The sequence below is a fragment of the Delftia sp. ASV31 genome (assembly GCF_016428765.1).
In the GTDB taxonomy this organism is placed as follows: Bacteria; Pseudomonadota; Gammaproteobacteria; order Burkholderiales; family Burkholderiaceae_C; genus Comamonas; species Comamonas acidovorans.
In genome coordinates this window covers 29,793-55,988 of sequence record NZ_JAELTK010000012.1, presented here as the reverse complement: position 1 = coordinate 55,988, position 26,196 = coordinate 29,793, and the positions used below count along the sequence as shown (strand labels likewise).

The window sequence follows — 26,196 nt, the reverse complement described above, 5'->3', positions numbered from 1 at the left end:
TTCAAAGTGGGAAAAGGGAGAGGTCCGGAAACCCGTCAGTGTTCTCAGTACCAGCGCAGCCGCACCACCAGTTGCAGCAGGATCAGCGCGATGACAAAGCCGATGCCGGCGCTGACGATGGCCTGCAACAGGCGGTTGGTGAGCTTTTGCTGCTGCAGCAGCTCCTTGAGCAGTTCGTCGTGCTCGCCGGAGTTGCGCGTGAGCCGGCGATGGATCAGGCGCGGCAGCTCGGGAATGAGCTTGGCATAGCGCGGCGCCTCGGCCAGCAGCTCGCGCCACAGCCGTTGCGGGCCCATCTGGTCCAGCATCCATTTTTCGAGGAAGGGCTTGGCCGTGCTCCACAGGTCCAGGTTGGGGTCCAGCTGGCGCCCCAGGCCTTCGATGTTGAGCAGCGTCTTTTGCAGCAGCACCAGCTGCGGCTGGATCTCGACTTGAAAGCGGCGCGAGGTCTGGAACAGGCGCATCAGCACCATGCCCAGCGAAATCTCGGCCAGCGGACGGTCGAAGTACGGCTCGCAGACGGCGCGGATGGCGGCCTCCAGCTCGTCCACGCGCGTGCTCGGCGGCACCCAGCCGCTTTCGATATGCAGCTCGGCCACGCGCTTGTAGTCACGGCGGAAGAACGCCGTGAAGTTCTGCGCCAGGTATTCCTTGTCGTACTCGGTCAGCGTGCCGACGATGCCGAAGTCCAGCGAGATGTAGCGCCCGAAGGTCTCGGGCTCCAGGCTGACCATGATGTTGCCCGGGTGCATGTCTGCGTGAAAGAAGCCATCGCGAAAGACCTGGGTGAAGAAGATGGTCACGCCGTCGCGTGCCAGCTTGGGGATATCCACGCCGGCTTCGCGCAGGCGCTCGACCTGGCTGATGGGCACGCCGGTCATGCGCTGCATGACCATCACGTCGCTCCGGCAGAAATCCCAGTACACCTCGGGGATCAGCACCAGGTCCAGCCCTTCCATGTTGCGGCGCAGCTGCGCGGCGTTGGAGGCTTCGCGGATCAGGTCCAGCTCGTCGTGCAGGTAGTTGTCGAATTCGGCGACGACCTGGCGGGGCTTGAGGCGCTTGCCGTCGGCCGACAGGCGCTCGACCCAGCGCGCCATCATGTGCATCAGCGCCAGGTCCTTGTCGATCACGGTCTTCATGCCCGGACGCAGCACCTTGACGGCCACGTCGCGCTGCACGCCGTTGCGGTCGCTGATCACGGCAAAGTGCACCTGGGCGATGGAGGCGCTGGCCACCGGCTCGCGCTCGAAGCTCACGAAGATCTGGTCCAGCTTCTTGCGGAAGGCGCGCTCGATGGTGTCCACCGCAATCTGCGAATCGAAGGGGGGCACGCGGTCCTGCAACCGGGCCAGCTCCTCGGCCACGTCGGGCGGCATCAGGTCGCTGCGCGTGGACAGCACCTGGCCGAACTTCACGAAGATGGGCCCCAGCTCCTCCAGGGCCTCGCGCAGGCGCTGGCCGCGCGGCTTGTCCAGCCGCCGGCCCAGCGTAAGCACCGCGCGCGCGCGGCGCATCCAGGGATGCTCGAAGCTCGACAGCACCAGCTCGTCGAGTCCGTAGCGGAACACCACCCAGAGGATGGTCAGCCCGCGAAGAAACCGGCTCATGGCTTGTCGTTCTCGAAACCGGGCAGGGATACCACGGGGGAACCAACGGGCGCGCTGGCGGGCGCTGCCGCACGTGCGGCCTCGGGGGCGGGGGCATCGGCATCGGGCTTGCCGGCCATGCGGGCGCCCACGAACTGGCGCAGTGCCTGGGCGGCGCTGCGCGCGACCTTGGCCACAGTGTGCGCGGGCGCATCGCCGATGATGCGGGCCAGGTCTTCCTCCACCTCCCATTCGACGTGGTCCACCAGCCAGTTGATGTCGGCGGCCAGTTGCACGTCGCCTTCGATGCGGATGGAGGGCTTGTCGCCGCGCAGGGCCACCTGGGCCAGGGCCAGCGGGGAGGTCTCCGTGACTTCAAGCAGCAGGTCGGGCTGCGCGCCTTCGGGCGCCACGTTGAACAGGCCGGCGGGCGTGATCTGCAGGGCCATGGAGTAGCCGCGCCACTGCACGCGCGCCACGCGGCCCTTTTGCCGCACGAGGCGCTCCATCGCCTCTTTCTCCTGCATCAGCACATGGTTGAGGAACAGCACGAGGCGCTGATGCACCTCGCTGACCAGCCATTGCGGCGGTTGCGGACCGGCCATCACGCGTTCCATGAGACCGTTCAGAAAAGAAAAAGGGGACTGTGTTGCCATAGTCCCCGATTATTCCCGAAGTGAGAGGATGCGGCCGACGCAAATCCGGTCGAGACAAGTGGCCAGCCCATGGCGTGACCCCCTGTCGCATCCCTGGCTTGCGCCGGTCGTCTGCAAATTACTTACTGCAGTGCCTGGACGCCGGCGACCAGCCAGCCGCTGCTGCCGCTCTTGGGCTTGGTCATGTTCCAGACCTCGCGGAAGGGCGTGGGGCCTGCGGAGGCGTCCTCGCGGATCATTCCCGAGAATTCCACGCTGGCCATGTAGTCATTGCCCAGATCCTCGATGCCCAGCAACTGGGCATCGATCATGACCACGTCGGTCTGATTGGGCTGGCCAGGGCGCTGCACCTCGCGCTCGCTGAGCTGGCCACGGATCTCGGTCAGCATCTCGTCGGTCATCATGGCGCGCAGCGAAGCGATGTCCGAGCGGTCCCATGCCGATTGCAGGGTGACGAAGTTGCGCTTGGCAGCCGTCAGGAAGCCTTCGGTATCGAAGCCTTCAGGCACACCCCAGTTCTGCGAGCCTGCCAGGGCAGAGCCGATCTGCACGCCGGAACCCGAGGCCAGGGCGGCCGGCTGGTGGTTCTGCTCCCAGGGACGGGCCGAGGCGTCGTTGCCGACCTTCTCGGGGTTGTACTGGCGTGCCAGCGGTGCGCTGTCCACGTTGCCACCCATGTTGCCCGCGCCCGCAGGGGCCGGGTTCTGGAAGGCGAAGGGGCTGGACGATGCCTGCTGCGCGCCGGCCGCTGCACGGCGCGAGCGCATGACCATGCCCACCACGACCATGATGACCAGGGCCAGCAGGGCGATCAGCAGGAACTGGCCGAAGGCGGCGCCCAGGCCCAGCGAGTGGGCCAGCCAGGCCAGGCCCAGGCCGGCGGCCAGACCGCCGAGCATGGCGCCCCAGGGCTTTTTGGCCGGAGCGGCCGCAGGCGGCGTGGCAGGCTTGCCCGCAGCGTTCTGTGTGGCGGCGTTCTGCGGCGGCGTGTTCTGCGCCGGCGCGCGCGTAGCTTCACGCTGCGTCACATTGCTCGACTGCTTGCCCACCGATCCGCCACCGCCCATGCGCTTGGCGTCGGCCGTGCCGTGGACCACCACCAGCATCGCGACCAAGACCATAGACCATAGCTTTTTCATGTCATCTCCTCGAATAATCGTGTTGCCGTCACCTCACCGAGCGCCTCGCGCGCTCAGCACTTGATTCCCACATGCAGCGCGGCAATGCCGCCCGTCATGTTGTGATAGTCCACATGGCCGAAGCCGCATTCCTGCATCAGGCGCTTGAGATCCTCCTGGCCGGGGTGCATGCGGATGGACTCGGCCAGATAGCGGTAGCTGGCGTCATCGCCCGCCACGAGCTTGCCCATGGCCGGAAGAATCTTGAAGGAATACCAGTCGTAGGCTTTCTCCAGGGGCTTGGCCACCTTGGAGAACTCCAGCACCAGCAGCTTGCCGCCGGGGCGCAGGACACGGTTCATTTCCTTGAGCGCCGCATCCTTGTGGGTCATGTTGCGCAAGCCGAAGGCCACGCTGACCAGATCGAAATGGTTGTCGGGAAACGGCAGGGCCTCGGCATCGCAGACCATGGTGGGCAGGATCACTCCCTTGTTGATCAGGCGGTCGCGGCCCACGCGCAGCATGGCTTCGTTGATGTCGGTGTGCACCACCTGGCCGGTGGAGCCGACCTTCTTGGCGAAGGCCAGGGCCAGATCGCCCGTGCCACCCGCGATGTCCAGCGCCTTGTCGCCTTCCTTGAGGTTGGCCACCATCACCGTATAGGCCTTCCAGGCACGGTGCAGACCACCCGACATCAGGTCGTTCATGACGTCGTAGCGCGAAGCGACCGAGTCGAACACGCCGCGCACGCGGCTGGCCTTCTCGCGCTCGTCCACCGACTGGAATCCGAAATGTGTGGTGCTCATAACAACGATGCTAAGCAAGCAGTAGTAATGCGTACAGCGACAACCCCGTGTGACCACGGGCTTTGCCGGGCAAGGGTTATCAAGAACAAACAGCTTGAAACGCCTTCAAACAAAGACTTTCAAGCTATTTTAAATATAGCACCACCCCCAATAACCCTGTGCCGTACAGAGGTCCGGAATGTGGTGCGAGGGGAACGGCGCCATACAGCGCGCACCCGTGCGCGGCGTCAGTGGCTGCCGCAGCCGTGTCCGCCGCCGCTGGCCTTGCCGGGCATGGGCGTGTCGCGGTCCATACCGGACTCCTGCAGCCGGTCCAGGTACTGCGCCCAGAACTCGTCCTGGCGGCGGCCCAGTTCGTAGAGGTATTCCCAGGTGTACAGGCCGCTTTCATGCCCGTCGCTGAAGAAGGGCTTGATGGCGTAGTTGCCCACGGGCTCGATGGCCGTGATGGACACCTCGCGCTTGCCCGTCTGCAGAACTTCCTGACCCGGGCCGTGGCCCTGGACTTCGGCCGAGGGCGAGTACACGCGCAGCAGCTCGAAGGGGATGCGAAAGCTTGCGCCGTCGGAGTAGGCCACTTCCAGCACGCGCGATGCGCCGTGCACGGTCAGGGCTTCGGGGGTTGGGGTGTCAGGGGTCAGGCCGGCCATGCGGTGCTCCTCATTCAGTGGCGGGGTGCTGCTGCCAGGCATCGAGTGCCTGGACCAGCGCCGTGTCTATGGCTGGCAAGCGCGCTGCCACCTCGGCCTCGCGCTCGGCATTGCGCGGGCGCTGGGCCGGGGCCCAGACCGCGCCCGGGAAATGGCTGTCCCAGTCAAAGCGCGCAATCACATGCCAGTGCAGGTGCGGCACCATGTTGCCCAGCGCCGCCAGGTTGATCTTGGCCGGCGCAAGGCGCTCACGCAAGACGCGCTCGACCACGACCACGGCATCCATGCAGTGCTGGCGGTCGGCGGCGTCCAGGTCGGAGAACTCGGCCGCATGCGCATTCCAGACCACGCGGTAGAAGGCCGGAAAGCCCTCTTCCTGCGCGCGGATCACGCGCAGGCGCCGGCCGCGCCAGACAGGCAGGCCGCCTTCTGTGGCGCACAGGGGGCAGGAAGCGGGAGCAGCCATCAGACCAGAACCCGTTCGATGCCGCCGGCGTTGGCACGCTGCACGTACTCGGCCATCCAGTTCTCGCCCAGGATCTGGCGCGCCATCTCGACCACGATGTAGTCGGCCTCCAGCAGGCCATTGTTCATGTCCCCGCCGTAGCGCGACAGGCCCTGCAGGCAGCTGGGGCAGCTGGTGAGGATCTTCACGTTGTCCTTCTCGGCCAGGGCGCCGCTGGCGCGCAGCGCGGCCTCGCCCTTCTTAAGTTCCTCTTCCTTGCGGAAGCGGATCTGCGTGGAGATGTCGGGGCGCGTGACGCCCAGCGTGCCCGATTCGCCGCAGCAGCGCTCGCTCTTGACCACGCCGTCACCCACCAGGGCCTTGACGGTCTTCATCGGGTCCTGCAGCTTCATGGGCGAGTGGCAGGGGTCGTGGTAGAGGTAGCCCTCCTTGCCCTGCAGCGTCACGCCCTTTTCCAGCAGGTATTCGTGGATATCGATGATGCGGCTGCCCGGGAAGATCTTGCCGAACTCGTAGCCCTGCAATTGGTCGTAGCAGGTGCCGCAGCTGACCACCACGGTCTTGATGTCCAGGTAGTTGAGCGTGGTGGCGACGCGGTGGAAGAGCACACGGTTGTCCGTGATCATCTTCTCGGCCTTGTCGAACTGGCCGCTGCCGCGCTGGGGATAGCCGCAGCACAGGTAGCCGGGTGGCAGCACGGTCTGCACGCCGGCATGCCAGAGCATGGCCTGGGTGGCCAGGCCCACCTGGCTGAACAGGCGCTCGGAGCCGCAGCCGGGGAAGTAGAACACCGCCTCGGTGTCCGCGCTCGTGGTCTGCGGGCTGCGGATGATGGGCACGTAGTCCTTGTCCTCGATGTCCAGCAGGGCCCGCGCCGTCTTGTTGGGCAGGCCGCCGGGCAGCTTCTTGTTGACGAAGTGGATCACCTGCTCCTTGAGGGGAGCGCGCCCCACCGAGGCGGGCGGGCGCTGGGTCTGCTTCCTGGCCAGGCTGTGCAGCACGTCGGAGGCCAGGCGCTGGGCCTTGAAGCCCACGCCGACCATGGCCGAGCGCATGAACTTGATGGTGTCCGGATTGGTGGCGTTGAGCATGGCCATGGCCAGCTTGTTGCCAGGCCGGAAGCTCTTCTTGTCCATCTTGCGCAGCAGGTTGCGCATGTTCATGGTCACATCGCCGAAGTCGATCTTCACCGGGCAGGGGTTGAAGCACTTGTGGCAGACCGTGCAGTGGTCCGACACGTCCTCGAACTCCTGCCAGTGGCGCAGCGACACGCCGCGGCGCGTCTGCTCCTCGTAGAGGAAGGCCTCGACCAGCAGCGAGGTCGCCAGGATCTTGTTGCGCGGGCTGTACAGCAGGTTGGCGCGCGGCACGTGGGTGGCGCACACGGGCTTGCACTTGCCGCAGCGCAGGCAGTCCTTGACCGAGTCGGCGATGGCGCCGATATCGCTCTGCTGCATGATCAGCGACTCGTGCCCCATCAGGCCGAAGCTGGGCGTGTAGGCGTTGGTCAGGTCGGCGAACATCAGCGATTCGCGCGGCGAGCGGCCGTCATGGCTCTGGCCCACCACGGCCTGCAGCTTCTCGTTGCGGATCAGCTTGCCCTTGTTGAAGCGGCCTTCGGGGTCCACGCGCTGCTTGTAGGCGGCAAAGGGCGCCAGCTCGTCGTCGCTGAGGAATTCCAGCTTGGTGATGCCGATGCCGTGCTCGCCCGAGATCACGCCGTCCAGATGGCGCGCCAGCACCATGATGCGTGCCACGGCCTCATGGGCGGTCTGCAGCATCTCGTAGTCGTCGCTGTTGACCGGAATGTTGGTGTGCACGTTGCCGTCGCCAGCGTGCATGTGCAGCGCCACCCAGACACGGCCCTTGAGCACGCGCTGGTGGATGGCGTTGACTTCGGCCAGCAGCGGCTGGAAGGCCGCGCCCGCGAAGATCTGGGCCATGGGCGCCTTCAGCTGGGTCTTCCAGCTGGCGCGCAGCGTGTGGTCCTGCAGCTGCGGGAAGAGGTTCTCGACATCGTCCAGCCAGCCCTGCCACAGCGTGCGCACGTCGGCCACCAGGGCCAGGGCCTGCTGCACGCGGTCCTCCAGCAGCTCGGCCGAGGGGATGTCGCCCGCATCGTCCTGCTTGCCCAGCGGCAGGTCGCCGTGCTGGAAGAAGTCCGTCAGCGCATCGCACAGCTTGAGCTTGTTGCGCAGCGACAGTTCGATGTTGATGCGCTCGATGCCGTCCGTGTACTCCCACATGCGGGGCAGCGGGATCACCACGTCTTCGTTGATCTTGAAGGCGTTGGTGTGGCGCGAGATGGCGGCCGTGCGCTTGCGGTCCAGCCAGAATTTCTTGCGCGCCTCGGCGCTGACGGCCGTGAAGCCTTCGCCGTTGCGCGAGTTGGCAATGCGCACCACCTCGGCGGCCACGCGGGCCACATCGTCGGCGTTGTCGCCGGCAATGTCGCCCAGCAGCACCATCTTGGGCAGATGGCCGTTGCCCTTCTTGCTCTTGGTGGCGTAGCCCACGGCCTTCAGGTAGCGGTCGTCCAGGTGTTCCAGGCCGGCCAGCAGCACGCCCGAGCGCTTTTGCTCGGCGAACATGAAGTCCTTGATCTCGACGATGCTGGGCACGGCGTCCTTGGCGTTGCCGAAGAACTCCATGCAGACCGTGCGCGTGTGCTCGGGCATGCGGTGCACCACCCAGCGCGCGCTGGTGATCAGGCCGTCGCAGCCTTCCTTCTGGATGCCCGGCAGGCCCGACAGGAACTTGTCGGTCACGTCCTTGCCCAGGCCTTCCTTGCGGAATTTCTGGCCGGGAATGTCCAGCCGCTCGCTGCGGATGGGGGTCTTGCCGTCTGCCTCGAAGTACTGCAGCTCGAAGCTGGCCATCTCGGCGTCATGGATCTTGCCGAGGTTGTGGCCCACGCGCGTGACTTCCAGCCACTGCGCATCGGGCGTGACCATGCGCCAGGACACCAGGTTGTCCAGCGCCGTACCCCAGAGCACGGCCTTCTTGCCGCCCGCATTCATGGCGACGTTGCCGCCGATGCAAGAGGCCTCGGCCGATGTGGGGTCCACGGCGAAGACGAAGCCCGCGCGCTCGGCCGCGTCGGCCACGCGCTGCGTGACCACGCCGGCTTCGGTGAAGATGGTGGGCACCTCGTGGTCCACGCCGGGAATGCGGCGCATCTCCACCTCGGTCATGGCTTCGAGCTTTTCGGTGTTGATCACCACGCTGCGCCAGGTCAGCGGGATCGCACCGCCCGTGTAGCCCGTGCCGCCGCCGCGCGGAATGATGGTCAGGCGCAGCTCGATGCAGGCACGCACCAGGGCGGCCATCTCGGCTTCGGTATCGGGGGTGAGCACCACGAAGGGGTATTCGACGCGCCAGTCGGTGGCGTCCGTCACATGGGCCACGCGCGACAGGCCGTCGAACTTGATGTTGTCCTTGGCCGTGTGGCGGCCCAGGCTCTTTTGCACGCGGCGGCGCAGTTGCTCGGCCTCGACGAAGGTGGCGTTGAACTCATGTACGGCGCGGCGCGCTGCATCCACCAGCTGGCCCACCAGCGCATCGCGCACGGGGTCCTGCTGCGGAGCACGGCGCTTGTCGATCTCGCCCAGGCGGTGCTCAAGGGCCTCCACCAGCGCCTTGCGGCGGTCGGGACTGTGCAGCAGGTCGTCCTGCAGGTAGGGATTGCGCTGAACGACCCAGATGTCCCCCAGCACCTCGTAGAGCATGCGGGCGGAGCGGCCCGTGCGCCTCTCCTGGCGCAGCTGGTTGAGCACATCCCACATGGACGTGCCCAGCAGGCGGATCACGATCTCGCGATCGGAAAACGAGGTGTAGTTGTAGGGAATCTCTCGCAGACGTGCAGGTTCGGCAGCCTGTGCCTGCAGGGCTGCCAACGCAATCGGTACATTCATGGGGTAGACCGTGTCTGGCGCTCTCGGGGCGCCGCTAAGCCAAGTGGGAGCGCAATTTTAAGCGAGCGCCCCGAGGATGCGCTTCCCACGGGGCTCTGGACGACGCGCCGTCTTGGCCCGCGAAGCCAGCCCTCGCCAACGTGGCGGGATCTCACGGAGCCCGGTGAAGGTGCCTTATACAGAAAGAGCACAAACGAGCCAATACGAACAACCCGGCTTTTGAAACGAAATGGTATTGACCTAAAATAGCGCCGCTTCGCGTGTCATTTTTTGTCACACGACTGACATACGGGACCAGCGGCTCACCGGGTTTGGCCTGTAGTGCGGTACGAAGCATCCGAAAACAATGACACAGACATGTCATGCCCCTGCCTTACCGTGGCAGCGGTCTGAAACCGTCACCGAACTAGAGGAGTCCTCATGCAACTGAAGCAACTGGCCATGGCGGCCGCGATCGCGGCCACCACCATCTCGGCACAAGCCCAAACCGAAATCCAGTGGTGGCACTCGATGAGCGCAGCCCTGGGCGACTGGGTGAACGACCTGGCCAAGGAGTACAACGCCAGCCAGACCCAGTACAAGATCGTGCCGACGTACAAGGGCCAGTATGACGAGTCGATGACGGCCGCCATCGCCGCGTTCCGCGCCGGCAACGCGCCTGACATCCTGCAGGTCTTCGAAGTGGGCACGGCCACCATGATGGCCTCCAAGGGCGCCGTGGTGCCCGTCACCAAGGTCATGAACGACGGCGGCTTCAAGTTCGACCAGGGCGAGTACATCTCCGCCGTGGCCGGCTACTACACCGCTCCCAACGGCCAGATGATGAGCTACCCGCTCAACAGCTCGACCACCATCTTCTACTACAACAAGGACGCCTTCAAGAAGGCAGGCCTGGACGAGAACAAGCCGCCCAAGACCTGGCCTGAAGTGTTCGCCGCCGCCGAAAAGCTCAAGGCCTCGGGCCACCGCTGCGCACTGACCACGAGCTGGATGAGCTGGACCCAGCTGGAGAGCTTCTCGCTGTGGCACAACACCCTGTACGCGACCAAGAACAACGGCTTTGACGGCACCGATGCCAAGCTGGTGTTCAACTCGCCGCTGCACGTCAAGCATTTCGAGAACCTGGCCAAGGCCGCCAAGGATGGCAGCTTCGTCTACAAGGGCCGCGGCAACGTGCCTGACGCCGCCTTCGCTTCCGGCGAGTGCGCGATGATCACCGGCTCCTCCGGCCTGTATGCCCGCGTGGTCAAGGAAGGCAAGTTCGCCTTCGGCCAGTCCCAACTGCCCTACTACGCCGACGTGAAGGGCGCTCCCCAGAACACGGCCATCGGCGGTGCCTCCCTGTGGGTGATGGCCGGCAAGAGCGCCGAACGCTACAAGGGCGTGGCTGACTTCTTCAACTTCCTGAACAACACCAAGATCCAGGCCGCCAGCCACCAGCGCACCGGCTACCTGCCCGTGACCACCGCTGCGTACAAGCTGACCGAGGCTTCGGGCTTCTACGAAAAGCATCCCGGCACCGACACCGCCGTGACGCAGATGATCCGCAAGACCACCGACAAGTCGCGCGGCATCCGCCTGGGCAACTTCGTTCAGATCCGCACCATCATCGATGAGGAAACCGAACAGATCTGGACTGGCAAGAAGACTCCCCAGCAAGCCCTGGACACCGCTGTCACCCGTGGCAACGAGCAACTGGGCCGCTTCGCCCGGGCCAACAAGTAATCCTCCCATGTGATCTGCGGTGTGGCAGCTGCGCAGGCAGCCCGCACCGTGCATCACAGGCCCGCAACCGGCGGCCCCACGGCCATCCGGTGTGCGGGCTGTTTTGTTCTACCGAGTTCCGTCATGGAAAAACGCGTTCTTTTTCGATCCGCCTGGCTGCCGTGGTTGCTGATAGCACCACAGATGGTCATCGTGCTGGTCTTCTTTTTCTGGCCCGCAGGCCAGGCCATCGTGCAGTCGTTCCAGGCGCAGGATACGTTTGGCTTCTCCACCGAATGGGTGGGGTTTGCCAACTTCCAGCACCTGCTGGATGACCCTGCCTACCTGGCCTCGTTCAAGACCACGGCCATCTTTTCCGTGCTGGTGGCGGTGTTCGGCATTGCGCTGTCGCTGATGCTGGCCATTTTTGCGGACCGCGTGATCAAGGGCGCGCTTGCCTACAAGACCGCCTTGCTGCTGCCCTATGCCGTTGCGCCCGCCGTGGCGGGTGTGCTGTGGGTGTTCATGTTCTCGCCGTCCATCGGCGTCGTGGCCTATGCGCTGCGCATGATCGGCTATGACTGGAACCACCTGCTGAACTCCGGCAACGCCATGACGCTGATCGTCATCGCCGCGATCTGGAAGCAGATTTCCTACAACTTCCTGTTCTTCCTTGCGGGCCTGCAGTCCATCCCCAAGTCGCTGATCGAGGCCGCCGCCATCGACGGCGCGGGCCCCATGCGCCGCTTCTGGGACATCCAGTTCCCGCTGCTGTCGCCCACCACGTTCTTCCTGCTGGTGATGAACGTGGTCTATGCCTTCTTCGACACCTTCGGCATCGTGGACGCCACGACCCAGGGCGGTCCGGGACAGGACACCTCCATCCTGGTCTACAAGGTCTATCACGACGGCTTCAAGGCCATGGACATGAGCGGCTCGGCTGCCCAATCCGTCGTGCTGATGGTGATCGTGGTTGCACTGACCGTGATCCAGTTCCGCTATGTTGAGAAAAAAGTGCAGTACTGATCATGGTTGAACGCAGTCCCCTTCTCTCCTTTTTCTCGCACCTGATCATGGTGCTGGGCGTGATCATCGTCGGCTTTCCGCTGTACCTGGCCTTCGTGGCCTCCACGCACACGCCGCAGGACATCATCCAGGTGCCCATGCCCCTGGTGCCCGGCAGCAACTTCTGGGAAACCTACAAGGCCGCGCTGTTCGGCGGCTCGGGCCCCGGCTCCAGCGCGCCCGTGGCACGCATGATGTGGATCAGCTTCGTCTCGGCCATGGTGATCACCGTGGGCAAGATCGCGATCTCGCTGCTGTCGGCCTTCGCGCTGGTGTACTTCCGCTTCCCGTTCAAGAAGATCTGCTTCTGGCTGATCTTCGTGACCCTGATGCTGCCCGTGGAAGTGCGCATCGGCCCCACCTACGAAGTCGTCTCCACGCTGGGCATGCTCAACAGCTACGCCGGCCTGACGATTCCGCTGATCGCCTCGGCCACGGCCACCTTCCTGTTCCGCCAGTTCTTCCTGACGGTGCCGGACGAGCTGGTGGAAGCCGCCCGCATCGACGGCGCAGGCCCCATGCGCTTTTTCAAGGATGTGCTGGTGCCGCTGTCCAAGACCTCGATCGCGGCGCTGTTCGTGATCCAGTTCATCTACGGCTGGAACCAGTACCTGTGGCCGCTGCTCGTGACCACCTCGGAAGACATGTACCCCGTGGTCATCGGCATCAAGCGCATGGTGGCCAGCGGCGATACCGGCAATGACTGGAACGTGGTGATGGCGACGGCCCTGCTGGCCATGCTGCCGCCCGCTGCCGTGGTGATCCTGATGCAGCGCTGGTTCGTCAAGGGCCTGGTGGACACCGAAAAGTAAACCGCCCGCCGCCGCCCCAACCCACCGTATAGAACCCCGCAGAGCAAGCGCCAGCGCCCTTCGCTCTGCGACTCAACCAGAATCTTCGTATGGCATCCATTTCCTTTCGCAACCTGATCAAGCGCTACGGCCAGGGCCCGTCGGCCAACCAGGTACTGCACGGCGTCAACGCCGAAATCAAGGACGGCGAGTTCGTCGTCATCGTCGGCCCTTCGGGCTGCGGCAAGTCCACCCTGCTGCGCATGGTGGCGGGCCTGGAGGAGATCTCCGACGGCCAGCTGCTGATCGGCGACAAGGTGGTCAACGACGTGGAACCGGCCAAGCGCGACATCGCCATGGTGTTCCAGAACTATGCGCTGTACCCGCATATGTCGAACTACGAGAACATGGCCTACGGCCTGAAGATCGCCAAGGTGCCGCCCGAGGAGATCAAGCGCCGCGTGGACAAGGCCGCCAAGATCCTGGAGCTGTCGCACCTGCTGGACCGCAAGCCGCGCCAGCTGTCGGGTGGCCAGCGCCAGCGCGTGGCCATGGGCCGCGCCATCGTGCGCCAGCCCAAGGTCTTCCTGTTCGACGAGCCGCTGTCCAACCTGGACGCCAAGCTGCGCGGCCAGACCCGCATCGAGATCCAGAAGCTGCACGCCGAGCTGGGCATCACCAGCCTGTTCGTGACCCACGACCAGGTCGAGGCCATGACCCTGGCCCAGCGCATGATCGTCATGAACGGCGGCGTGATGGAGCAGTTCGGCACGCCTGAAGAGGTCTACCACACGCCCGCCTCCACCTTCGTGGCCAGCTTCATCGGCTCGCCCCCGATGAACCTGCTCAAGAACGCGCCCGGCGGCACGGCCGGCCGCATCCTGGGCATCCGCCCCGAGCACCTGGTCGTCGTCAGCGAAGGCGGCTGGGAAATCAAGGTGGACACCGTTGAAATGCTGGGTGCCGAGCGCCTGGTCTATGGTTCGCTCAATGGCGAGACGATGACGGTGCGCATCGACGAAGGCGCGCCCTTCCCCAAGTCCGGCGAGACCATGCGCGTGCGTCCTTCCGAAGAGCGTCGCCTGCACTGGTTCGACGCAGAATCCGGAAAGCGGATCTGATCCCCTGAAGGCCGGCTCTCCGACCTTTTCCAAGAGAGCCCCAGAGGCTCTCTTTTTCCATCCAAGCTCCCTTCTTTTGACGGACTCGCCATGACCGAGAACCTGAAATCCTGGCCCTACCCCCTGTGGGTGGCCCACCGTGGCGCTGGCAAGCTGGCGCCCGAGAACACCATGGCTGCCTTCCGCCTGGGCGCCGCGCACGGCTATCGCATGTTCGAGTGCGATGCCAAGCTGTCTGCCGACGGCGTGCTGTTCCTGATGCACGACGCCACGCTGGAGCGCACCACCAACGGCCACGGCACGGGTGGCGACCTGTCCATGGGCGAGATCGCCCAGCTGGACGCCGGCAGCTGGCACTCGCGCGCCTTTGCGGGAGAGGCCCTGCCCACGCTGGAAGCCCTGGCCCGCTGGTGCCTGGCCAACCACTTCTTCCTGAACGTGGAGATCAAGCCCACGCCCGGCCAGGAAGAGGCCACGGGCCGCGCCACGGGCGAGCTGATGAACCGCATCTGGCCCAGGGACCGCATCCAGCCGCTGTTCACCTCGTTCAAGACCGATGCGCTCAAGGGCGCACGCGACACGGCACCGCACATTCCGCGGGGCCTGCTGGTGGACAAGCTGGCCGATGCCACGGGAGACGCCGACCTGCGCACCGCGCTGGACCTGGGCTGCGCGGCCATGGTGCTCAACCATGCGCTGTGGGATGCCGCACTGGTCGCCAAGGTGCATGGCGCGGGCCTGCGCTGCAGCAGCTATACGGTCAACGACGAATGGGCCGCGCAGCGCCTGATCGACCTGGGCACGGACGGCGTCATCACCGACCGTGTCGATATGTTCAGTCCCGCATCGCGCTGAGACGGCTGCCGGCTGGCGGGGCCGGACCTTTGGAAACAACCGTCGCGGCGGCCCGCCGCACAATGTGCGTCCATGACACCGCCCCGCCCGTGCCCTCTCCCGCTGCGCCCTAGGTGGGCGCAGGCCCTGCGCCAATGCCTGGCCACCGGTCTGATGGTCCTGGCCATGCTGGTCCTCACCGTGCCCGCTCCGGCCCATGCGCAGGACCGCGCGGCAGCGGCGGCCACGGCGGCACCCGACGGCCGGCCCGCCCTGCCCAGCGTGGACGATCTGCGCAAGCAGCTGGACGCCATTCCCCGCAAGCTGGCCGAGGACGATGACGGCCGCAAGCTGCTGGACGAGGCTGCGGCCATTGGCGCGGCGGCCGACCAGGTGGCGGCCCGCCGCACCGAGGAACTGGCCGACATCGATTCACGCCTGGCCGGCCTGGGCCCCGCGCCCGAAAAAGGCGCCCCTGCCGATGCGCCCGATGTGGCCGAGCAGCGCGCCAGCCTGGCCAGGCAGCGCAGTGCCGTGGATTCCGAACTCAAGCTCGCGCGGCTGGTGTCGGTCGATGCCGACCAGCGCGGCAACGAGCTCATACGCCAGCGCCGCGAACAATTCCAGGCCGCACTGACGGCCCGCACCGACTCGCCGCTGGGCCGACCTTTCTGGCGCAACCTGCGCGCTGCCGCGCCTTTGGACGCGGCGCGCCTGCAGGGCCTGGGGCGCGAGCTGCGCCAGGCCGTCGCCGCCACCATGGCGTCCGATCGCCGGGGCGGCTTCATCGCCAGCCTGGCCGCCGCCTTGCTGATCGTCCTGCTCGGCCCCTGGCTGGCCGAGCGTCTGCTGGTGCGCGCCGCGCCCGCGCGCCTGCCCAGCGGCCGCCTGCGCCGCTCGTTGCGCGCGGCGGCCACCGTGCTGATCAACACGCTGCTGATCGGCCTGGCAGCGCAACTGGCCTGGAGCGTGCTCAAGGCCGGCGATGGCTTCAGCGAATCGCTGGATGCGCTGGCCAAGGCCAGTGTGCAGGTCACGCTGTTCGGCGCCTTCGTGGTGTCGCTGGGCCAGACCCTGCTGTCGCGCAGGCGCAGTTCCTGGCGCCTGCCCGGCGTGTCGGACGAGCTGGCCGAGCGGCTCAGCCCCTATCCCTGGTGGATTGCCGCCGGAGCCGCGCTCAACGGCCTGGTGACCGAAGTCAACGCCATCATCGGCGCCAGCCTGGCCGCCGAGGTCACGGTGCACGCCCTGTCGGCCCTGCTGATTTCGGCCGTGGTCATGCTGGCCCTGCGGCATCTGCGCGCGCCGGCGCCGGTCGCGCAGGAAGACGGCGCCCAGGCAGAGCCTGCGCCGCCCCGGCCCTTGTGGGTGGGCCTGCTTGTGGCCTGCGCGGCGGTGGCCAGCATTGCCACCATTGCGCTGGCCGTGACCGGCTACGTGGCGCTGGCCGGAACGCTGGCGCGCCAGATGGTGTGGACCGGCGTGGTCTTTGCCACCACCTACCTGCTGTTCCAGCTGGGCGACGATCTGTGCGAGGCCCTGCTGTCGTCCAAGGGCAGCTTCGGCACCCGGCTGAACCAGAGCCTGGGCATCGAGGGCCGGCTGCTGGACCAGGCCTCGGTCCTGGTCTCCGGCCTGCTGCGCGTGGCCCTGTTGTTCTACATGGTGATCGCTTTGCTGGCGCCGCTGGGCACGGGGCCGGACGAAGTGTTTCGCCGCGGCAGCACGGTGAACCACAGCCTCAAGGTGGGCGACTTCACCATGGCGCCGCAGGCCCTGTTCACCGCATTCGCCGTGATCGTCACGGGCCTGATCGTGATCCGCGTGATCAAGCGCTGGCTGACGGACCGCTACTTCCCCAACACCTCGCTGGAGCCGGGCATGCGCAGCTCCATCACCACGCTGCTGGGCTATGTGGGCGGCATCTTCGTGGTGGCCGTGGCGCTGGCGGGGCTGGGCATCAGCGTGGAGCGCATTGCCTGGGTGGCCAGCGCGCTGTCGGTGGGCATTGGCTTTGGCCTGCAGGCCATCGTGCAGAACTTCATCTCGGGCCTGATCCTGCTGGCCGAGCGGCCCGTGAAAGTGGGCGACTGGGTGGTGCTGGGCGATACCGAGGGCGACGTGCGCCGCGTCAACGTGCGCGCCACCGAGATCCAGCTGGGCGACCGCTCCACCGTCATCGTGCCCAACTCGGAATTCATCACCAAGACCGTGCGCAACATGACGCTGGCCGGCGCGCCCGGGCGCGTGCTGCTGCGCCTGCCCGCACCGCTGGACACCGATGCCGAACGCATGCGCACCCTGATATTGGAGGCCTTTCGCACGCATGAAGGCATCCTGGACACGCCCGAGCCTGTGGTGCAGCTCGAAGGCATCGCCAACGGCACGCTGACCTTCCTGGCCATCGGCTACGTGGGCAACCCGCGCAATGCGGGCGGGGTGCGCAGCGATGTGCTGTTCAGCATCCTGGCATCGCTCAAGGGCGCGGGCCTGTACCTGTCGCCACCGGCCACCACCTCGGTGGCGGCGCCGGTGTTGACAGGCATGCCGGGCTCGCCAGGCACGCCGCCCATGCCCGGCGACCCCGCCAGCCCGGCCTAGCCGCGCCTTGCCATTTCAGATCGCACATGCGCCGCGACCACGGCCATCAGCTCACGCAGATGGCCGCGCAGCGGCTCGAAGCCCACGTTGGGCTCGCGCGTGTCCTCGTCCATGTAGACCGGGCGGCGGATCTCGATCTGCAGGCTGTGCCGGCCCAGGTGCGGCTGGCCTATGCGGCCGATCAGCTCCACGCCCTTGTAGGGCTCGTTATAGGCCACGCTGTAGCCGAAGCCCGCCAGCGTCTCGCCCACCAGCTGGATGAACTCGGGCGCGCAGGTCGTGCCGTCGCGGTCGCCCAGCACGAAGTCGGCCAGCGGCGGCGCGTCGGTACGGCCCAGGCGCTTGTAGACATCGTTGGGCATGGAGTGCAGGTTCAGGTGCCAGACGCCGCCAAAGCGCTGCACGCTGTCATCGATGGCCTGCGCCAGCGCCGCATGGTAGGGACGCCAGTAGCGCGCGATGCGGTGCTCCACCTCGGCCACCGTGCGCGGGCGTTCATACAGCGGCGTGGCCACGCCGTCCCGGCTGATGCGCTGCCAGACCAGGCCCAGGCCCTGGCGGGTCTTGACGCTGGGCGCCAGGGGCACGGGCCACTGGCCGTCGATCTGGGCGGGGTCCAGGTCGGCCTCGCTGCGGTTGGGGTCGATGTAGGTGCGCGGAAAGGTGGCCTCGATCAGCGTTGCGCCATGCGCGGGCCACTGATCCCAGAGCGCGGCCACATGCGTGTCCTCGCCACGGCGCAGCAGGGACATGGGCACGGCATGGCCGAAATCCTCGGGATAGGACGTGCCGCTGTGCGGCGAGTCGCAGACGATGGGCAGCACCTCGCCGGTGGCGGGATGCACCACGACCGGGGTGTCCGGCCGGGGGCGCAGGAAATCGGTCTGTGCCATGCGGTCCATCAGTCGAGCTTGATGTTGGCGCGCTTGGCCACGGCCGTGTAGCGCTCGATGGCGGCCTTGATCTGCTTGGCAAATTCCTCGGGCGTGTTGCCCATGGACTCGCCCGAGATGGATTTTTGCTTTTCCAGGTAGTCAGGCATGGCCATGGCCTTGTGCGCAGCCGCATTGAGCTTGTCGATGATGGGGCGCGGCGTGCCGGCAGGTGCGACCAGGCCGAACCAGCCGCCGTCGCCCATCTGCGGGAAGCCCAGCTCGGTGTAGGTGGGCACGTCGGGCAGCACGTCGGCGCGCTTGAAGGCCAGCACGGCCAGCGGGCGCAGCTTGCCGTCCTTGATGTGGGGCAGCGTGGAGGGCAGGTTGTCCGTCATGGCATTGACCTGGCCGCCCAGCGCGTCGGTGATGGCCTGGCCCGCACCCTTGTAGGGGATGTGCAGCAGGTCGATACCGGCCAGGTTCATGAAATTCTCGATGTTGGCGTGGCCCAGGGAACCTGTGCCCGGCGAGGCAAAGCTGTACTTGCCCGGGTTGGCCTTGGCCAGGGCGATGAACTCCTTCATGGTCTTGGCGGGCACGCTGGCGTTGATCACGAACACGCTGGGCACGGACATCACATTGGTGATGGGCGCGAAATCCTTGATCGGGTCGTAGGGCAGCTTGCGGAAGATGGCCGGGTTGGAGCCATGCGTGCTCACCGTGGCCATGCCGATGGTGTAGCCATCGGCCGCAGCACGCGCAATTTCGGAGGCGCCAATGGAGCCGCCCGCCCCGCCCCGGTTGTCCACCACCACGGACTTGCCCAGGATCACGCTCATCTTCTCGGCCAGCAGACGCGCCACCATGTCGGTGGAGCCGCCCGCACCAAACGGCACGACCAGGCGGATCGGCCGGCTGGGATAGTCGGCAGCCGGGCCCTGGGCCCAGGCGACGGGAGCCAAAAGAGCAGCGGCGGCGCAGGCGGCCAGGCTGGACAACAGGGTGCGGCGCATTGCCATGATGTGTTTCCTCTCGTGATGGATGAAAGAGCGGCCTGCTGCAGGGCAGGGCTTCGCGGAACAGGCGCCGATTCTGGACAGCCGCCGCACGCGCGAAAAGAGACAAGACGGCAAGCAACTATGACAAACCGTCATAATTGCGCCCGTCATGCGCATGCACTCTCCCTCGCTTTCCGAGCTGCACGCCTTTGCGGCGGCGGCGCGCCTGGGCAGCTACTCGCTGGCAGCCCAGGAGCTGTATGTCACCCAGGGCGGCATCAGCCGCGCCATCGCCCGGCTGGAAGAGCACCTGGGCTTTGCCCTTTTCGAGCGCCAGGGCCGGCGCAGCGTGCTGACCGAGGCTGGCCGTGAATATCTGCAGGCCGTCGAGCCTGCCGTCCAGTCCATCGAATCGGCCTCGGCCGCCGCACGCAGGCGCCACTTCGGCCCGCAACTGCGGTTGTCGGTGGTGCCCACGCTGTTCAGCCACTGGCTGATTCCACGCCTGCCGCGATTCAATGCCCTGCATCCGGGCATCGTCCTTTCGTTTGCCCCCTATCGGCGCGATGACCCGCTGTCCGCCGCCGAGATAGACGGCTGGCTGCGCGTGGGCAGCGAGCCCTGGCCCGCCCATGTGGTGGCCGACTATGTGGTGGGCCGCGATCTGGTGCCCATCTGCCATCCGCGCGAATTGCAGGGCCCGCAAGCCATTCGCAGCGCAGCGGATGTGCTTGCGCGCCCCTTGCTGTTTCACACCAACTATCCGGGCAACTGGGCGCGCTGGATGAGCCACCTCGGCCTGCCCGGGCCCTGCCCCGCGCCTGCGGCGGACTTCGAACTGGTGGCCCTGCTGGTCCAGGCCGTGGCCGCCGGCATGGGCGTGGCCCTGGTGCAGCGCTGCCTGGTGGAGGAAGACCTGGCCGCCGGCCGCGTGGCCCTTGCCTTGCCTGCACCCGTCCACATCGAACGCGGCTACTTTCTGTGCCGGCCGGCTGCACGGATGCCTTCCGAAGCGTTTGTGCAGTTCCGCGCATGGCTGCTGGAGCAGGCCGCGCCAAGTGCCGTGCCTCCAGCCACAGTCTCAGGCCCCTGATCGCCGGGAGAAACGCCCTCTTCCGTTGATCTGCATCAATCTTTGCTGTCGGCCATCAGCGCCAGCCGCGCGAAAGCACCCACTGGCAAAGCGCCATCACGAGGACCAGGGCGGTGTAGGTGGCTATCTTTGCATCGCGCCCGAACCACCACAAACCGGCCAGCAATACCAGCGCACCAACAACCAAATTGATAGCAACCTGCAACCACCAGGCAAGGGATTGCTGCGATTTTCCATAGATCAAAAGCGCGCAGAACATCAGGGCCGGCGACAGGAAAAGTGCAGGCGCCAGGAAGTTCAGCCAATGATTCGTACTCGCAATCCATCCCATGTGCGGGCTCCGATTCCAGGGTGTTGTGATCAGGGATGCCTGAAACTGCGCGAAATTTTATAATCCCGGGTTATGGCAGTCTGGGCACTCGGCATCAACCACCACACGGCTCCGCTTGATATGCGGGGACGTTTCGCGTTCGCGCTTGACCAGATCGTGCCCACGCTGCAGGGCCTGCGCGAATCGCTGACCGGCCCGGGCCGCCAGCACAGCGCCGTCGAGACCGCCATCCTCTCCACCTGCAACCGTACCGAGATCTACTGCGCGGCCGAAATGCCGGCCATGGACCACACGCTGCACTGGCTGGCCAACAGCGGCGGTATTTCGTCCGAATTGCTGCGCTCGCACTCCTATCTGCTGGAAGACGGCCATGTGGCGCGCCATGCCTTCCGCGTGGCCAGCGGGCTCGATTCCATGGTGCTGGGCGAGGCCCAGATCCTGGGGCAGATGAAAAATGCCGTGCGCGCCGCAGAGAACGCAGGCGCCCTGGGCAGCACGCTGAACCAGCTGTTCCAGCGCAGCTTCGCGGTGGCCAAGGAAGTGCGCAGCTCCACCGAGATCGGCGCCCACAGCATCAGCATGGCCGCTGCCGCCGTGCGGCTGGCCGGCCAGCTGTTCGAAGACCTGTCCCAGATCCGCGTGCTGTTCGTGGGCGCGGGCGAGATGATCGAGCTGGTCTCCACCCATTTCGCGGCCCGCCACCCCAAGCAGATCATGATCGCCAACCGCACGCTGGAGCGCGGCGAGAAGCTGGCTGCCCAGTTCGGCGCCGGCACCATGCGGCTGGCCGACCTGCCCGACCATCTGCATGAATACGATGCCGTGATCAGCTGCACGGCGTCCAGCCTGCCCATCATCGGCCTGGGCGCCGTGGAAAGCGCGCTCAAGAAGCGCAAGCACCGCCCCATGTTCATGGTCGATCTGGCCGTGCCGCGCGATATCGAATCCGAGGTCAAGGACCTGCGCGACGTCTACCTCTACACCGTGGACGATCTGGCCACCGTGGTGCGCACGGGCCAGGCCCAGCGCCAGGCAGCGGTCGAGCAGGCCGAAGTCATCATCGACCATGGAGTGCAAAGCTTCATGCACTGGCTGGACCAGCGCCGCCCGCAGGCGGGCGTGGTGCCGCTGATCCGCCAGCTCAACACCCAGACCGATGAATGGCGTGCGCTGGAGATTGCGCGCGCCAAGAAGCTGCTGGCCAAGGGCGAAGACATCGACACCGTGCTGGAGGCCCTGTCGCGCGGCCTCACGCAGAAAATGCTGCACGGCACCCTGGCCGAACTGCACAAGGGCGATGCCGACCAGCGCAGCCAGACCATGGACACGGTCTCGCGCCTGTTCCTGCGCTCGGCCCAAAGCGGCCCGCGCGGCACGGCCCCCGACAAGGCGCTCTAGCGGCGCTCGCCGCCCCTGCGCAGGGCCGCGCGCCAGCGGGCCTGCGGCGCCCCGGCCGCACTTGCGGCCCCTCCCCGCCCCTCCCGGTTTTTACGGCCCATCCGCCCTTCCAGGCCCCCACGTTTCCCGCCGCAGTGCTGCCCGAGCAGCCCTTCGCACCACCGCCCCACACCATGCAAGACTTTCTGCGCCAACAACTGGAGCGCTACGCCCAGCGCCTTGAAGAACTCAACTTCCTGCTTTCGCGCGAAGACATCATGGGCGACATGAAGCAGTACCGCGCCATCTCGCGCGAGCACGCGGACGTCACCGCCATTGCAGGCCGCTATGCGCGCCACAGCCAGCGCGAGGCCGATCTGGCCGCCGCGCGGGACATGCTCTCCGACCCCGACATGGCCGACATGGCGCAGGAGGAAATCGCCAGCGCCGAGGCCGAGCTGGTCCAGCTGGAGGACGAGCTGCAGCGCCTGCTGCTGCCCAAGGACCCCGATGACGCGCGCAACGCCTACCTCGAAATCCGAGCAGGCACGGGCGGCGACGAATCGGCCCTGTTCGCAGGCGACCTGGCCCGCATGTACACCCGCCACTGCGACGCCGTGGGCTGGAAGGTCGAGATCATGAGCGCCAACGAGAGCGAGCTGGGCGGCTACAAGGAAGTGGTGCTGCGCGTGGAAGGCACGGATGTGTACGGTCGCCTGCGCTTCGAATCCGGCGGACACCGCGTGCAGCGCGTGCCGGCCACCGAGACCCAGGGCCGCATCCACACCAGCGCCTGCACCGTGGCCGTCATGCCCGAGCCGGACGAAACCCAGGCCATCACGCTCAACCCGGCCGACCTGCGCATCGACACCTTCCGCGCCAGCGGCGCCGGCGGCCAGCACATCAACAAGACCGACTCGGCCGTGCGTGTGGTCCACCTGCCCACGGGCATCGTCGCCGAGTGCCAGGACGGCCGCAGCCAGCACAGCAACAAGGCCAAGGCCCTGCAGGTGCTGCAGGCGCGCCTGCAGGAGAAGGAACGCAGCGAGCGCGAAGCCAAGGAGGCCGCACTGCGCAAGGGCCTGATCGGCAGCGGCGACCGCAGCGACCGCATCCGCACCTACAACTTCCCGCAGGGCCGGCTCACGGACCACCGCATCAACCTCACCATCTACAAACTGCTGGCCGTGATGGAAGGCGACCTGGGCGATGTGCTCGACGCGCTGCAGGCCGCACGCGAGGCCGAACTGCTGGCCGAGCTGCAGGTCAACAACTGAGGCCCGGGCCATGGCCAATCCCCCCATCGTCAAAGAAGCGCTGCAGCAGGCCCAGGCCCTGGGGCTTGCGCGCATCGACGCGCAAATGCTGCTGCTGCACGTGCTCGGGCGCCAGTCTGGCGGCCGCGCCTGGCTGCTGACCCATGACGAGGACATGCTGACCGCCCCCCAGGCCGAGGCCTATGCCGCGCTGTGCGCACGCCGCCTTGGCGCGGAACCCGTTGCCTACCTGCTCGGCCACAAGGAGTTCTACGGGCTCGATCTGGCCGTGGACGCGCGTGTGCTCGACCCACGCCCCGATACCGAGACCCTGGTGGACTGGGCGCTGGAGCTCATGCCTGCCCAGACCCAGGCAGCCCCCGCTTGCCGCGTGGTGGACCTGGGCACCGGCAGCGGCGCCATAGCGCTGGCCCTGCAAAGCCAGCGCCCCGGCGCCACGGTCTGGGCCGTGGATGCCAGCGCCGACGCACTGGCCGTGGCCAGCGCCAATGCCACGCGCCTGCAACTGGGCGTGCAGTTCGCGCATGGCAGCTGGCTCCAGCCGCTGGCAGGGCAGGCACCGTTCGACCTCATCGTCAGCAACCCGCCCTATATCCGCGACGACGATCCGCACCTGCAGGCCTTGGCGCATGAGCCGCTGTCGGCGCTGGCCAGCGGTGCCGATGGCCTGGCCGATATCCGCGCCATCATCGCCCAGGCGCCCGCGCTGCTGGTCCGCGGCGGCTGGCTGCTGATGGAGCATGGCTGGGACCAGGCCGATGCCGTGGCCGCCCTGCTGCGCCATGCCGGCTTTGGCGACGTGCAGCATCGCCACGACCTGGGCGGCATTGCCCGCTGCACGGGCGGGCAATGGCAAGGGCAGGCCAGCGCTCTGACCTGAGCTCTGGCCTGGGCGCAGCAATCCCGCATGCTTTCAAAGTCCGCGCCGAGAGTGAAATAATCCCATCCATGCCGCCGCGCCTGCGGCGCCCACCACGACCCCGGAGCACCACACAGATGAGCGACACCCAGCAACGCATCGACCAACTGGTCAAGAGCAACAACATCCTGCTGTTCATGAAGGGCAGCGCCAGCTTTCCCATGTGCGGTTTCTCTGGCCGCGCCATCCAGATCCTCAAGGCCTGCGGCGTGGAAACCAAGGACATCTCCACCGTCAACGTGCTGGAAGACCAGGAAATCCGCCAGGGCATCAAGGACTACAGCAACTGGCCCACGATCCCCCAGCTCTACGTGCAGGGCGAGTTCATCGGCGGCTCGGACATCATGATGGAGATGTACGAGTCGGGCGAGCTGCAGCAGCTGCTGGCACCCAAGGCCTGAGCCTTCTCGCACCACGCGCCTTCGGCGCAGCATCGAGCCACCTTCGGGTGGCTTTTTTTCGCCTGCGCCGAGCTGCCGGCGGACTCCCCGGGCATGCCTCAGGGCCAGGGGCATGCGATGTGTGGTCGAATGGTCACATCTTTCACATCCGGAAAAGCGCGCCTGCGCCCGCTTCTCCGCCCTGCCTATGAGTCTGTCCCAAAGTCTGCTGTTGATCGTCGCGCTGATATTGACCAGTGCCTTCTTCTCCGTGGCCGAGATCTCGCTGGCCGCCTCGCGGCGCCTGCGACTGCGGCAGATGATGGAGGACGGCGAACCCCGCGCCGAACTGGTCATGAAGATGCAGGCCCAGCCGGGCGAATATTTCACGGTCACGCAGATTGGGCTCAATGCCGTCGCCATCCTGGGCGGCGTGGTGGGCGAAGGGGCATTGACCCCCTATCTGGCCGAGCTGCTGATGCTCTGGCTGCCCGACAGCCGTGCGCAGACCGTGGGCTTCCTGCTCTCGTTCGCCAGCGTCACCTCCCTGTTCATCCTGTTTGCCGACCTGCTGCCCAAGCGCCTGAGCATGGCCGAGCCCGAGGCCCTGGCCATCCGCGTGCTGCGCCCCATGCTCTGGTGCATGGCCGTGCTCAAGCCCCTGGTCTGGTGCTTCAACCACTTGGCCGACGCCGTTGCCAAGCTGTTCGGCCTGCCCACGGTGCGCGATGACCGCATCACCCACGAAGACATCCTGGCCATGACCGAAGCCGGCGCGCGCGCCGGCGTGCTGGCCGCGAAGGAGCAGCAGGTGATCGCCAACCTGTTCGAGCTGGACTCGCGCACCATCGGCTCGGCCATGACGCAGCGCGACCGCATCGCCTACTTCCACCGCGACGACCCCGATGAACTGATCCGGGTCCGCATTGCCGAGGAGCCTTTTTCCACCTACCCCGTCTGCGACGGCGACATCGACCACATCGTCGGCTATGTCGATGCCAAGGACCTGTTCCAGCGCGCGCTGAACAACCAGCCCCTGTCGCTCATGGACGATTCGCTGGTCCACAAGGTGCTGGTAGTGCCGGACCGCCTGACGCTGGCCGAGGTGCTGGAGCAGTTCCGCCAGGTGCATGAGGACTTTGCCGTCATCGTCAACGAATACAGCCTGGTGGTCGGCGTGGTCACGCTCAATGACGTGATGAGCACGGTGATGGGCGGCCTGGTCAGCCCGGGCGACGAGGAGCAGATCCTGCGCCGCGACGAGAACTCCTGGCTGATCGATGGCGTCACGCCGGTCGAGGATGTGATGCAGGCCCTGGAGCTCGACGAGTTGCCGCATTCCGAGGACTACGAAACCCTGGGCGGCTTTCTCATGGTCATGCTGCGCCGCATTCCCAGACGCACGGACACCGTGCAATGGGGCGGCTACCGCTTCGAGGTCATGGACGTGGACAGCTACCGCATCGACCAGGTGCTGGTCACGCGCATGTCGGGCAGCAGCCCGGCCGCCCCGCCCAATGCAGGCGACACGGCCGCCGCCGTGGCCAAGGTGTCCAGCATGTCGTCGGACACGTCGTCCTGAAAACGCAGCAAGGCAGGCCTGCAGGACTGCCGCCAGGCGCCAGCCTGCG

The 26,196-nt window shown here is 66.5% G+C and carries 22 protein-coding genes; 12 read left to right on the top strand and 10 right to left on the bottom strand.

All coding sequences use genetic code 11. The features are described from left to right. Window positions 1-44: 44 nt before the first annotated feature. The 7 genes from ubiB to JHD82_RS06745 form a co-directional block, all read right to left on the bottom strand. A complete protein-coding gene (gene ubiB / locus JHD82_RS06775) occupies window positions 45-1,610 on the bottom strand; it encodes a ubiquinone biosynthesis regulatory protein kinase UbiB (protein WP_012207256.1) in 1,566 nt (521 codons plus the stop codon). Beyond that, window positions 1,607-2,245: an SCP2 domain-containing protein gene (locus JHD82_RS06770; RefSeq protein WP_199135795.1), complete on the bottom strand. Its 639-nt coding sequence runs from the start codon at window positions 2,243-2,245 to the stop codon at window positions 1,607-1,609. The genes ubiB and JHD82_RS06770 overlap by 4 nt, the downstream gene beginning before the upstream one ends. A 122-nt stretch (window positions 2,246-2,367) precedes the next feature. Continuing rightward, window positions 2,368-3,384, bottom strand: a complete 1,017-nt coding sequence (locus JHD82_RS06765; RefSeq protein WP_199135794.1) for a Tim44 domain-containing protein — start codon at window positions 3,382-3,384, stop codon at window positions 2,368-2,370. Between the two features lie 53 nt (window positions 3,385-3,437). After that, window positions 3,438-4,169, bottom strand: coding sequence for a bifunctional demethylmenaquinone methyltransferase/2-methoxy-6-polyprenyl-1,4-benzoquinol methylase UbiE (gene ubiE, locus JHD82_RS06760; RefSeq protein WP_012207259.1), 732 nt, complete (start codon window positions 4,167-4,169; stop codon window positions 3,438-3,440). Between the two features lie 227 nt (window positions 4,170-4,396). Next, window positions 4,397-4,819, bottom strand: coding sequence for a gamma-butyrobetaine hydroxylase-like domain-containing protein (locus JHD82_RS06755; protein ID WP_013800837.1), 423 nt, complete (start codon window positions 4,817-4,819; stop codon window positions 4,397-4,399). A 10-nt stretch (window positions 4,820-4,829) separates the two neighbouring features. Further along, window positions 4,830-5,285: an HIT family protein gene (locus JHD82_RS06750; protein ID WP_199135793.1), complete on the bottom strand. Its 456-nt coding sequence runs from the start codon at window positions 5,283-5,285 to the stop codon at window positions 4,830-4,832. Then, entirely contained in the window at window positions 5,285-9,199 is a 3,915-nt protein-coding gene (locus JHD82_RS06745; RefSeq protein ID WP_199135792.1) for a DUF3683 domain-containing protein, read from the bottom strand. Before JHD82_RS06745 ends, JHD82_RS06750 begins: the two co-directional genes overlap by 1 nt. Window positions 9,200-9,619: 420 nt before the next feature. Between JHD82_RS06745 and ugpB the strand changes: the two genes are divergently transcribed. From ugpB to JHD82_RS06715, 6 genes are all read left to right on the top strand, one after another. Beyond that, window positions 9,620-10,924, top strand: coding sequence for a sn-glycerol-3-phosphate ABC transporter substrate-binding protein UgpB (ugpB, locus tag JHD82_RS06740; RefSeq protein WP_012207263.1), 1,305 nt, complete (start codon window positions 9,620-9,622; stop codon window positions 10,922-10,924). A gap of 123 nt (window positions 10,925-11,047) precedes the next feature. Beyond that, the gene (ugpA, locus tag JHD82_RS06735; RefSeq protein ID WP_012207264.1) at window positions 11,048-11,929 is read left to right on the top strand and encodes a sn-glycerol-3-phosphate ABC transporter permease UgpA; all 882 of its coding nucleotides are present in this window, start codon (window positions 11,048-11,050) and stop codon (window positions 11,927-11,929) included. Between the two features lie 2 nt (window positions 11,930-11,931). After that, window positions 11,932-12,780 (top strand): sn-glycerol-3-phosphate ABC transporter permease UgpE, encoded by an 849-nt coding sequence (gene ugpE / locus JHD82_RS06730; RefSeq protein ID WP_012207265.1) that lies wholly within the window; start codon window positions 11,932-11,934, stop codon window positions 12,778-12,780. A gap of 89 nt (window positions 12,781-12,869) precedes the next feature. Beyond that, entirely contained in the window at window positions 12,870-13,880 is a 1,011-nt protein-coding gene (gene ugpC / locus JHD82_RS06725) for a sn-glycerol-3-phosphate ABC transporter ATP-binding protein UgpC (RefSeq protein WP_034396898.1), read from the top strand. 90 nt (window positions 13,881-13,970) lie between these two features. Beyond that, entirely contained in the window at window positions 13,971-14,735 is a 765-nt protein-coding gene (gene ugpQ, locus JHD82_RS06720; protein ID WP_012207267.1) for a glycerophosphodiester phosphodiesterase, read from the top strand. 153 nt (window positions 14,736-14,888) lie between these two features. After that, window positions 14,889-17,315: a DUF3772 domain-containing protein gene (locus JHD82_RS06715; protein ID WP_199135813.1), complete on the top strand. Its 2,427-nt coding sequence runs from the start codon at window positions 14,889-14,891 to the stop codon at window positions 17,313-17,315. On the opposite strand, the gene JHD82_RS06710 is transcribed toward JHD82_RS06715, so the two are convergent. Both JHD82_RS06710 and JHD82_RS06705 read right to left on the bottom strand, forming a co-directional pair. Next, window positions 17,312-18,217 carry an N-formylglutamate amidohydrolase gene (locus tag JHD82_RS06710; protein ID WP_199135791.1) on the bottom strand — a complete coding sequence of 302 codons (906 nt, stop codon included), beginning with the start codon at window positions 18,215-18,217 and terminating at the stop codon, window positions 17,312-17,314. The two genes, JHD82_RS06715 and JHD82_RS06710, sit on opposite strands and share 4 nt — an antisense overlap. Then, window positions 18,217-19,209, bottom strand: coding sequence for a tripartite tricarboxylate transporter substrate binding protein BugE (locus JHD82_RS06705; RefSeq protein WP_199135790.1), 993 nt, complete (start codon window positions 19,207-19,209; stop codon window positions 18,217-18,219). Before JHD82_RS06705 ends, JHD82_RS06710 begins: the two co-directional genes overlap by 1 nt. A gap of 148 nt (window positions 19,210-19,357) precedes the next feature. On the opposite strand from JHD82_RS06705, the gene JHD82_RS06700 reads away from it, so the two are divergent. Then, entirely contained in the window at window positions 19,358-20,281 is a 924-nt protein-coding gene (locus JHD82_RS06700) for a LysR substrate-binding domain-containing protein (RefSeq protein ID WP_199135789.1), read from the top strand. A 55-nt stretch (window positions 20,282-20,336) separates the two neighbouring features. Here the strand turns inward: JHD82_RS06700 and JHD82_RS06695 are convergent, their stop codons facing one another. Then, a complete protein-coding gene (locus tag JHD82_RS06695; RefSeq protein WP_199135788.1) occupies window positions 20,337-20,612 on the bottom strand; it encodes a hypothetical protein in 276 nt (91 codons plus the stop codon). Window positions 20,613-20,684: 72 nt separating this feature from the next. Here JHD82_RS06695 and hemA point away from each other — a divergent pair, with 72 nt between their 5' ends. The 5 genes from hemA (at window position 20,685) to JHD82_RS06670 (ending at window position 26,147) form a co-directional block, all read left to right on the top strand. Beyond that, a complete protein-coding gene (gene hemA / locus JHD82_RS06690; RefSeq protein WP_012207273.1) occupies window positions 20,685-22,010 on the top strand; it encodes a glutamyl-tRNA reductase in 1,326 nt (441 codons plus the stop codon). Window positions 22,011-22,183: 173 nt separating this feature from the next. Then, entirely contained in the window at window positions 22,184-23,266 is a 1,083-nt protein-coding gene (gene prfA / locus JHD82_RS06685) for a peptide chain release factor 1 (protein WP_199135787.1), read from the top strand. A gap of 10 nt (window positions 23,267-23,276) precedes the next feature. Beyond that, on the top strand, window positions 23,277-24,146 hold the full coding sequence (gene prmC / locus JHD82_RS06680; protein WP_199135786.1) for a peptide chain release factor N(5)-glutamine methyltransferase: 870 nt from the start codon (window positions 23,277-23,279) through the stop codon (window positions 24,144-24,146). 116 nt (window positions 24,147-24,262) lie between these two features. Further along, window positions 24,263-24,586: a Grx4 family monothiol glutaredoxin gene (gene grxD, locus JHD82_RS06675; RefSeq protein WP_012207276.1), complete on the top strand. Its 324-nt coding sequence runs from the start codon at window positions 24,263-24,265 to the stop codon at window positions 24,584-24,586. Window positions 24,587-24,773: 187 nt separating this feature from the next. Beyond that, entirely contained in the window at window positions 24,774-26,147 is a 1,374-nt protein-coding gene (locus JHD82_RS06670) for a hemolysin family protein (protein ID WP_199135785.1), read from the top strand. Window positions 26,148-26,196: the final 49 nt, after the last annotated feature.

Excerpts from the sequence above, each read along its gene's own strand:
- grxD (WP_012207276.1), top strand. The coding sequence starts at position 24,263 with ATGAGCGACACCCAGCAACGCATCGACCAACTGGTCAAGAGCAACAAC.
- JHD82_RS06755 (WP_013800837.1), bottom strand. The coding sequence starts at position 4,819 with ATGGCCGGCCTGACCCCTGACACCCCAACCCCCGAAGCCCTGACCGTG.
- JHD82_RS06705 (WP_199135790.1), bottom strand. The coding sequence starts at position 19,209 with ATGGCAATGCGCCGCACCCTGTTGTCCAGCCTGGCCGCCTGCGCCGCC.
- JHD82_RS06715 (WP_199135813.1), top strand. The coding sequence starts at position 14,889 with ATGGTCCTGGCCATGCTGGTCCTCACCGTGCCCGCTCCGGCCCATGCG.
- ugpA (WP_012207264.1), top strand. The coding sequence starts at position 11,048 with ATGGAAAAACGCGTTCTTTTTCGATCCGCCTGGCTGCCGTGGTTGCTG.
- JHD82_RS06670 (WP_199135785.1), top strand. The coding sequence starts at position 24,774 with ATGAGTCTGTCCCAAAGTCTGCTGTTGATCGTCGCGCTGATATTGACC.
- ugpB (WP_012207263.1), top strand. The coding sequence starts at position 9,620 with ATGCAACTGAAGCAACTGGCCATGGCGGCCGCGATCGCGGCCACCACC.
- ubiB (WP_012207256.1), bottom strand. The coding sequence starts at position 1,610 with ATGAGCCGGTTTCTTCGCGGGCTGACCATCCTCTGGGTGGTGTTCCGC.
- JHD82_RS06745 (WP_199135792.1), bottom strand. The coding sequence starts at position 9,199 with ATGAATGTACCGATTGCGTTGGCAGCCCTGCAGGCACAGGCTGCCGAA.
- JHD82_RS06765 (WP_199135794.1), bottom strand. The coding sequence starts at position 3,384 with ATGAAAAAGCTATGGTCTATGGTCTTGGTCGCGATGCTGGTGGTGGTC.
- ugpE (WP_012207265.1), top strand. The coding sequence starts at position 11,932 with ATGGTTGAACGCAGTCCCCTTCTCTCCTTTTTCTCGCACCTGATCATG.
- ugpQ (WP_012207267.1), top strand. The coding sequence starts at position 13,971 with ATGACCGAGAACCTGAAATCCTGGCCCTACCCCCTGTGGGTGGCCCAC.
- ugpC (WP_034396898.1), top strand. The coding sequence starts at position 12,870 with ATGGCATCCATTTCCTTTCGCAACCTGATCAAGCGCTACGGCCAGGGC.
- prfA (WP_199135787.1), top strand. The coding sequence starts at position 22,184 with ATGCAAGACTTTCTGCGCCAACAACTGGAGCGCTACGCCCAGCGCCTT.
- ubiE (WP_012207259.1), bottom strand. The coding sequence starts at position 4,169 with ATGAGCACCACACATTTCGGATTCCAGTCGGTGGACGAGCGCGAGAAG.
- JHD82_RS06700 (WP_199135789.1), top strand. The coding sequence starts at position 19,358 with ATGCGCATGCACTCTCCCTCGCTTTCCGAGCTGCACGCCTTTGCGGCG.
- prmC (WP_199135786.1), top strand. The coding sequence starts at position 23,277 with ATGGCCAATCCCCCCATCGTCAAAGAAGCGCTGCAGCAGGCCCAGGCC.
- JHD82_RS06770 (WP_199135795.1), bottom strand. The coding sequence starts at position 2,245 with ATGGCAACACAGTCCCCTTTTTCTTTTCTGAACGGTCTCATGGAACGC.
- hemA (WP_012207273.1), top strand. The coding sequence starts at position 20,685 with ATGGCAGTCTGGGCACTCGGCATCAACCACCACACGGCTCCGCTTGAT.
- JHD82_RS06710 (WP_199135791.1), bottom strand. The coding sequence starts at position 18,217 with ATGGACCGCATGGCACAGACCGATTTCCTGCGCCCCCGGCCGGACACC.
- JHD82_RS06695 (WP_199135788.1), bottom strand. The coding sequence starts at position 20,612 with ATGGGATGGATTGCGAGTACGAATCATTGGCTGAACTTCCTGGCGCCT.
- JHD82_RS06750 (WP_199135793.1), bottom strand. The coding sequence starts at position 5,285 with ATGGCTGCTCCCGCTTCCTGCCCCCTGTGCGCCACAGAAGGCGGCCTG.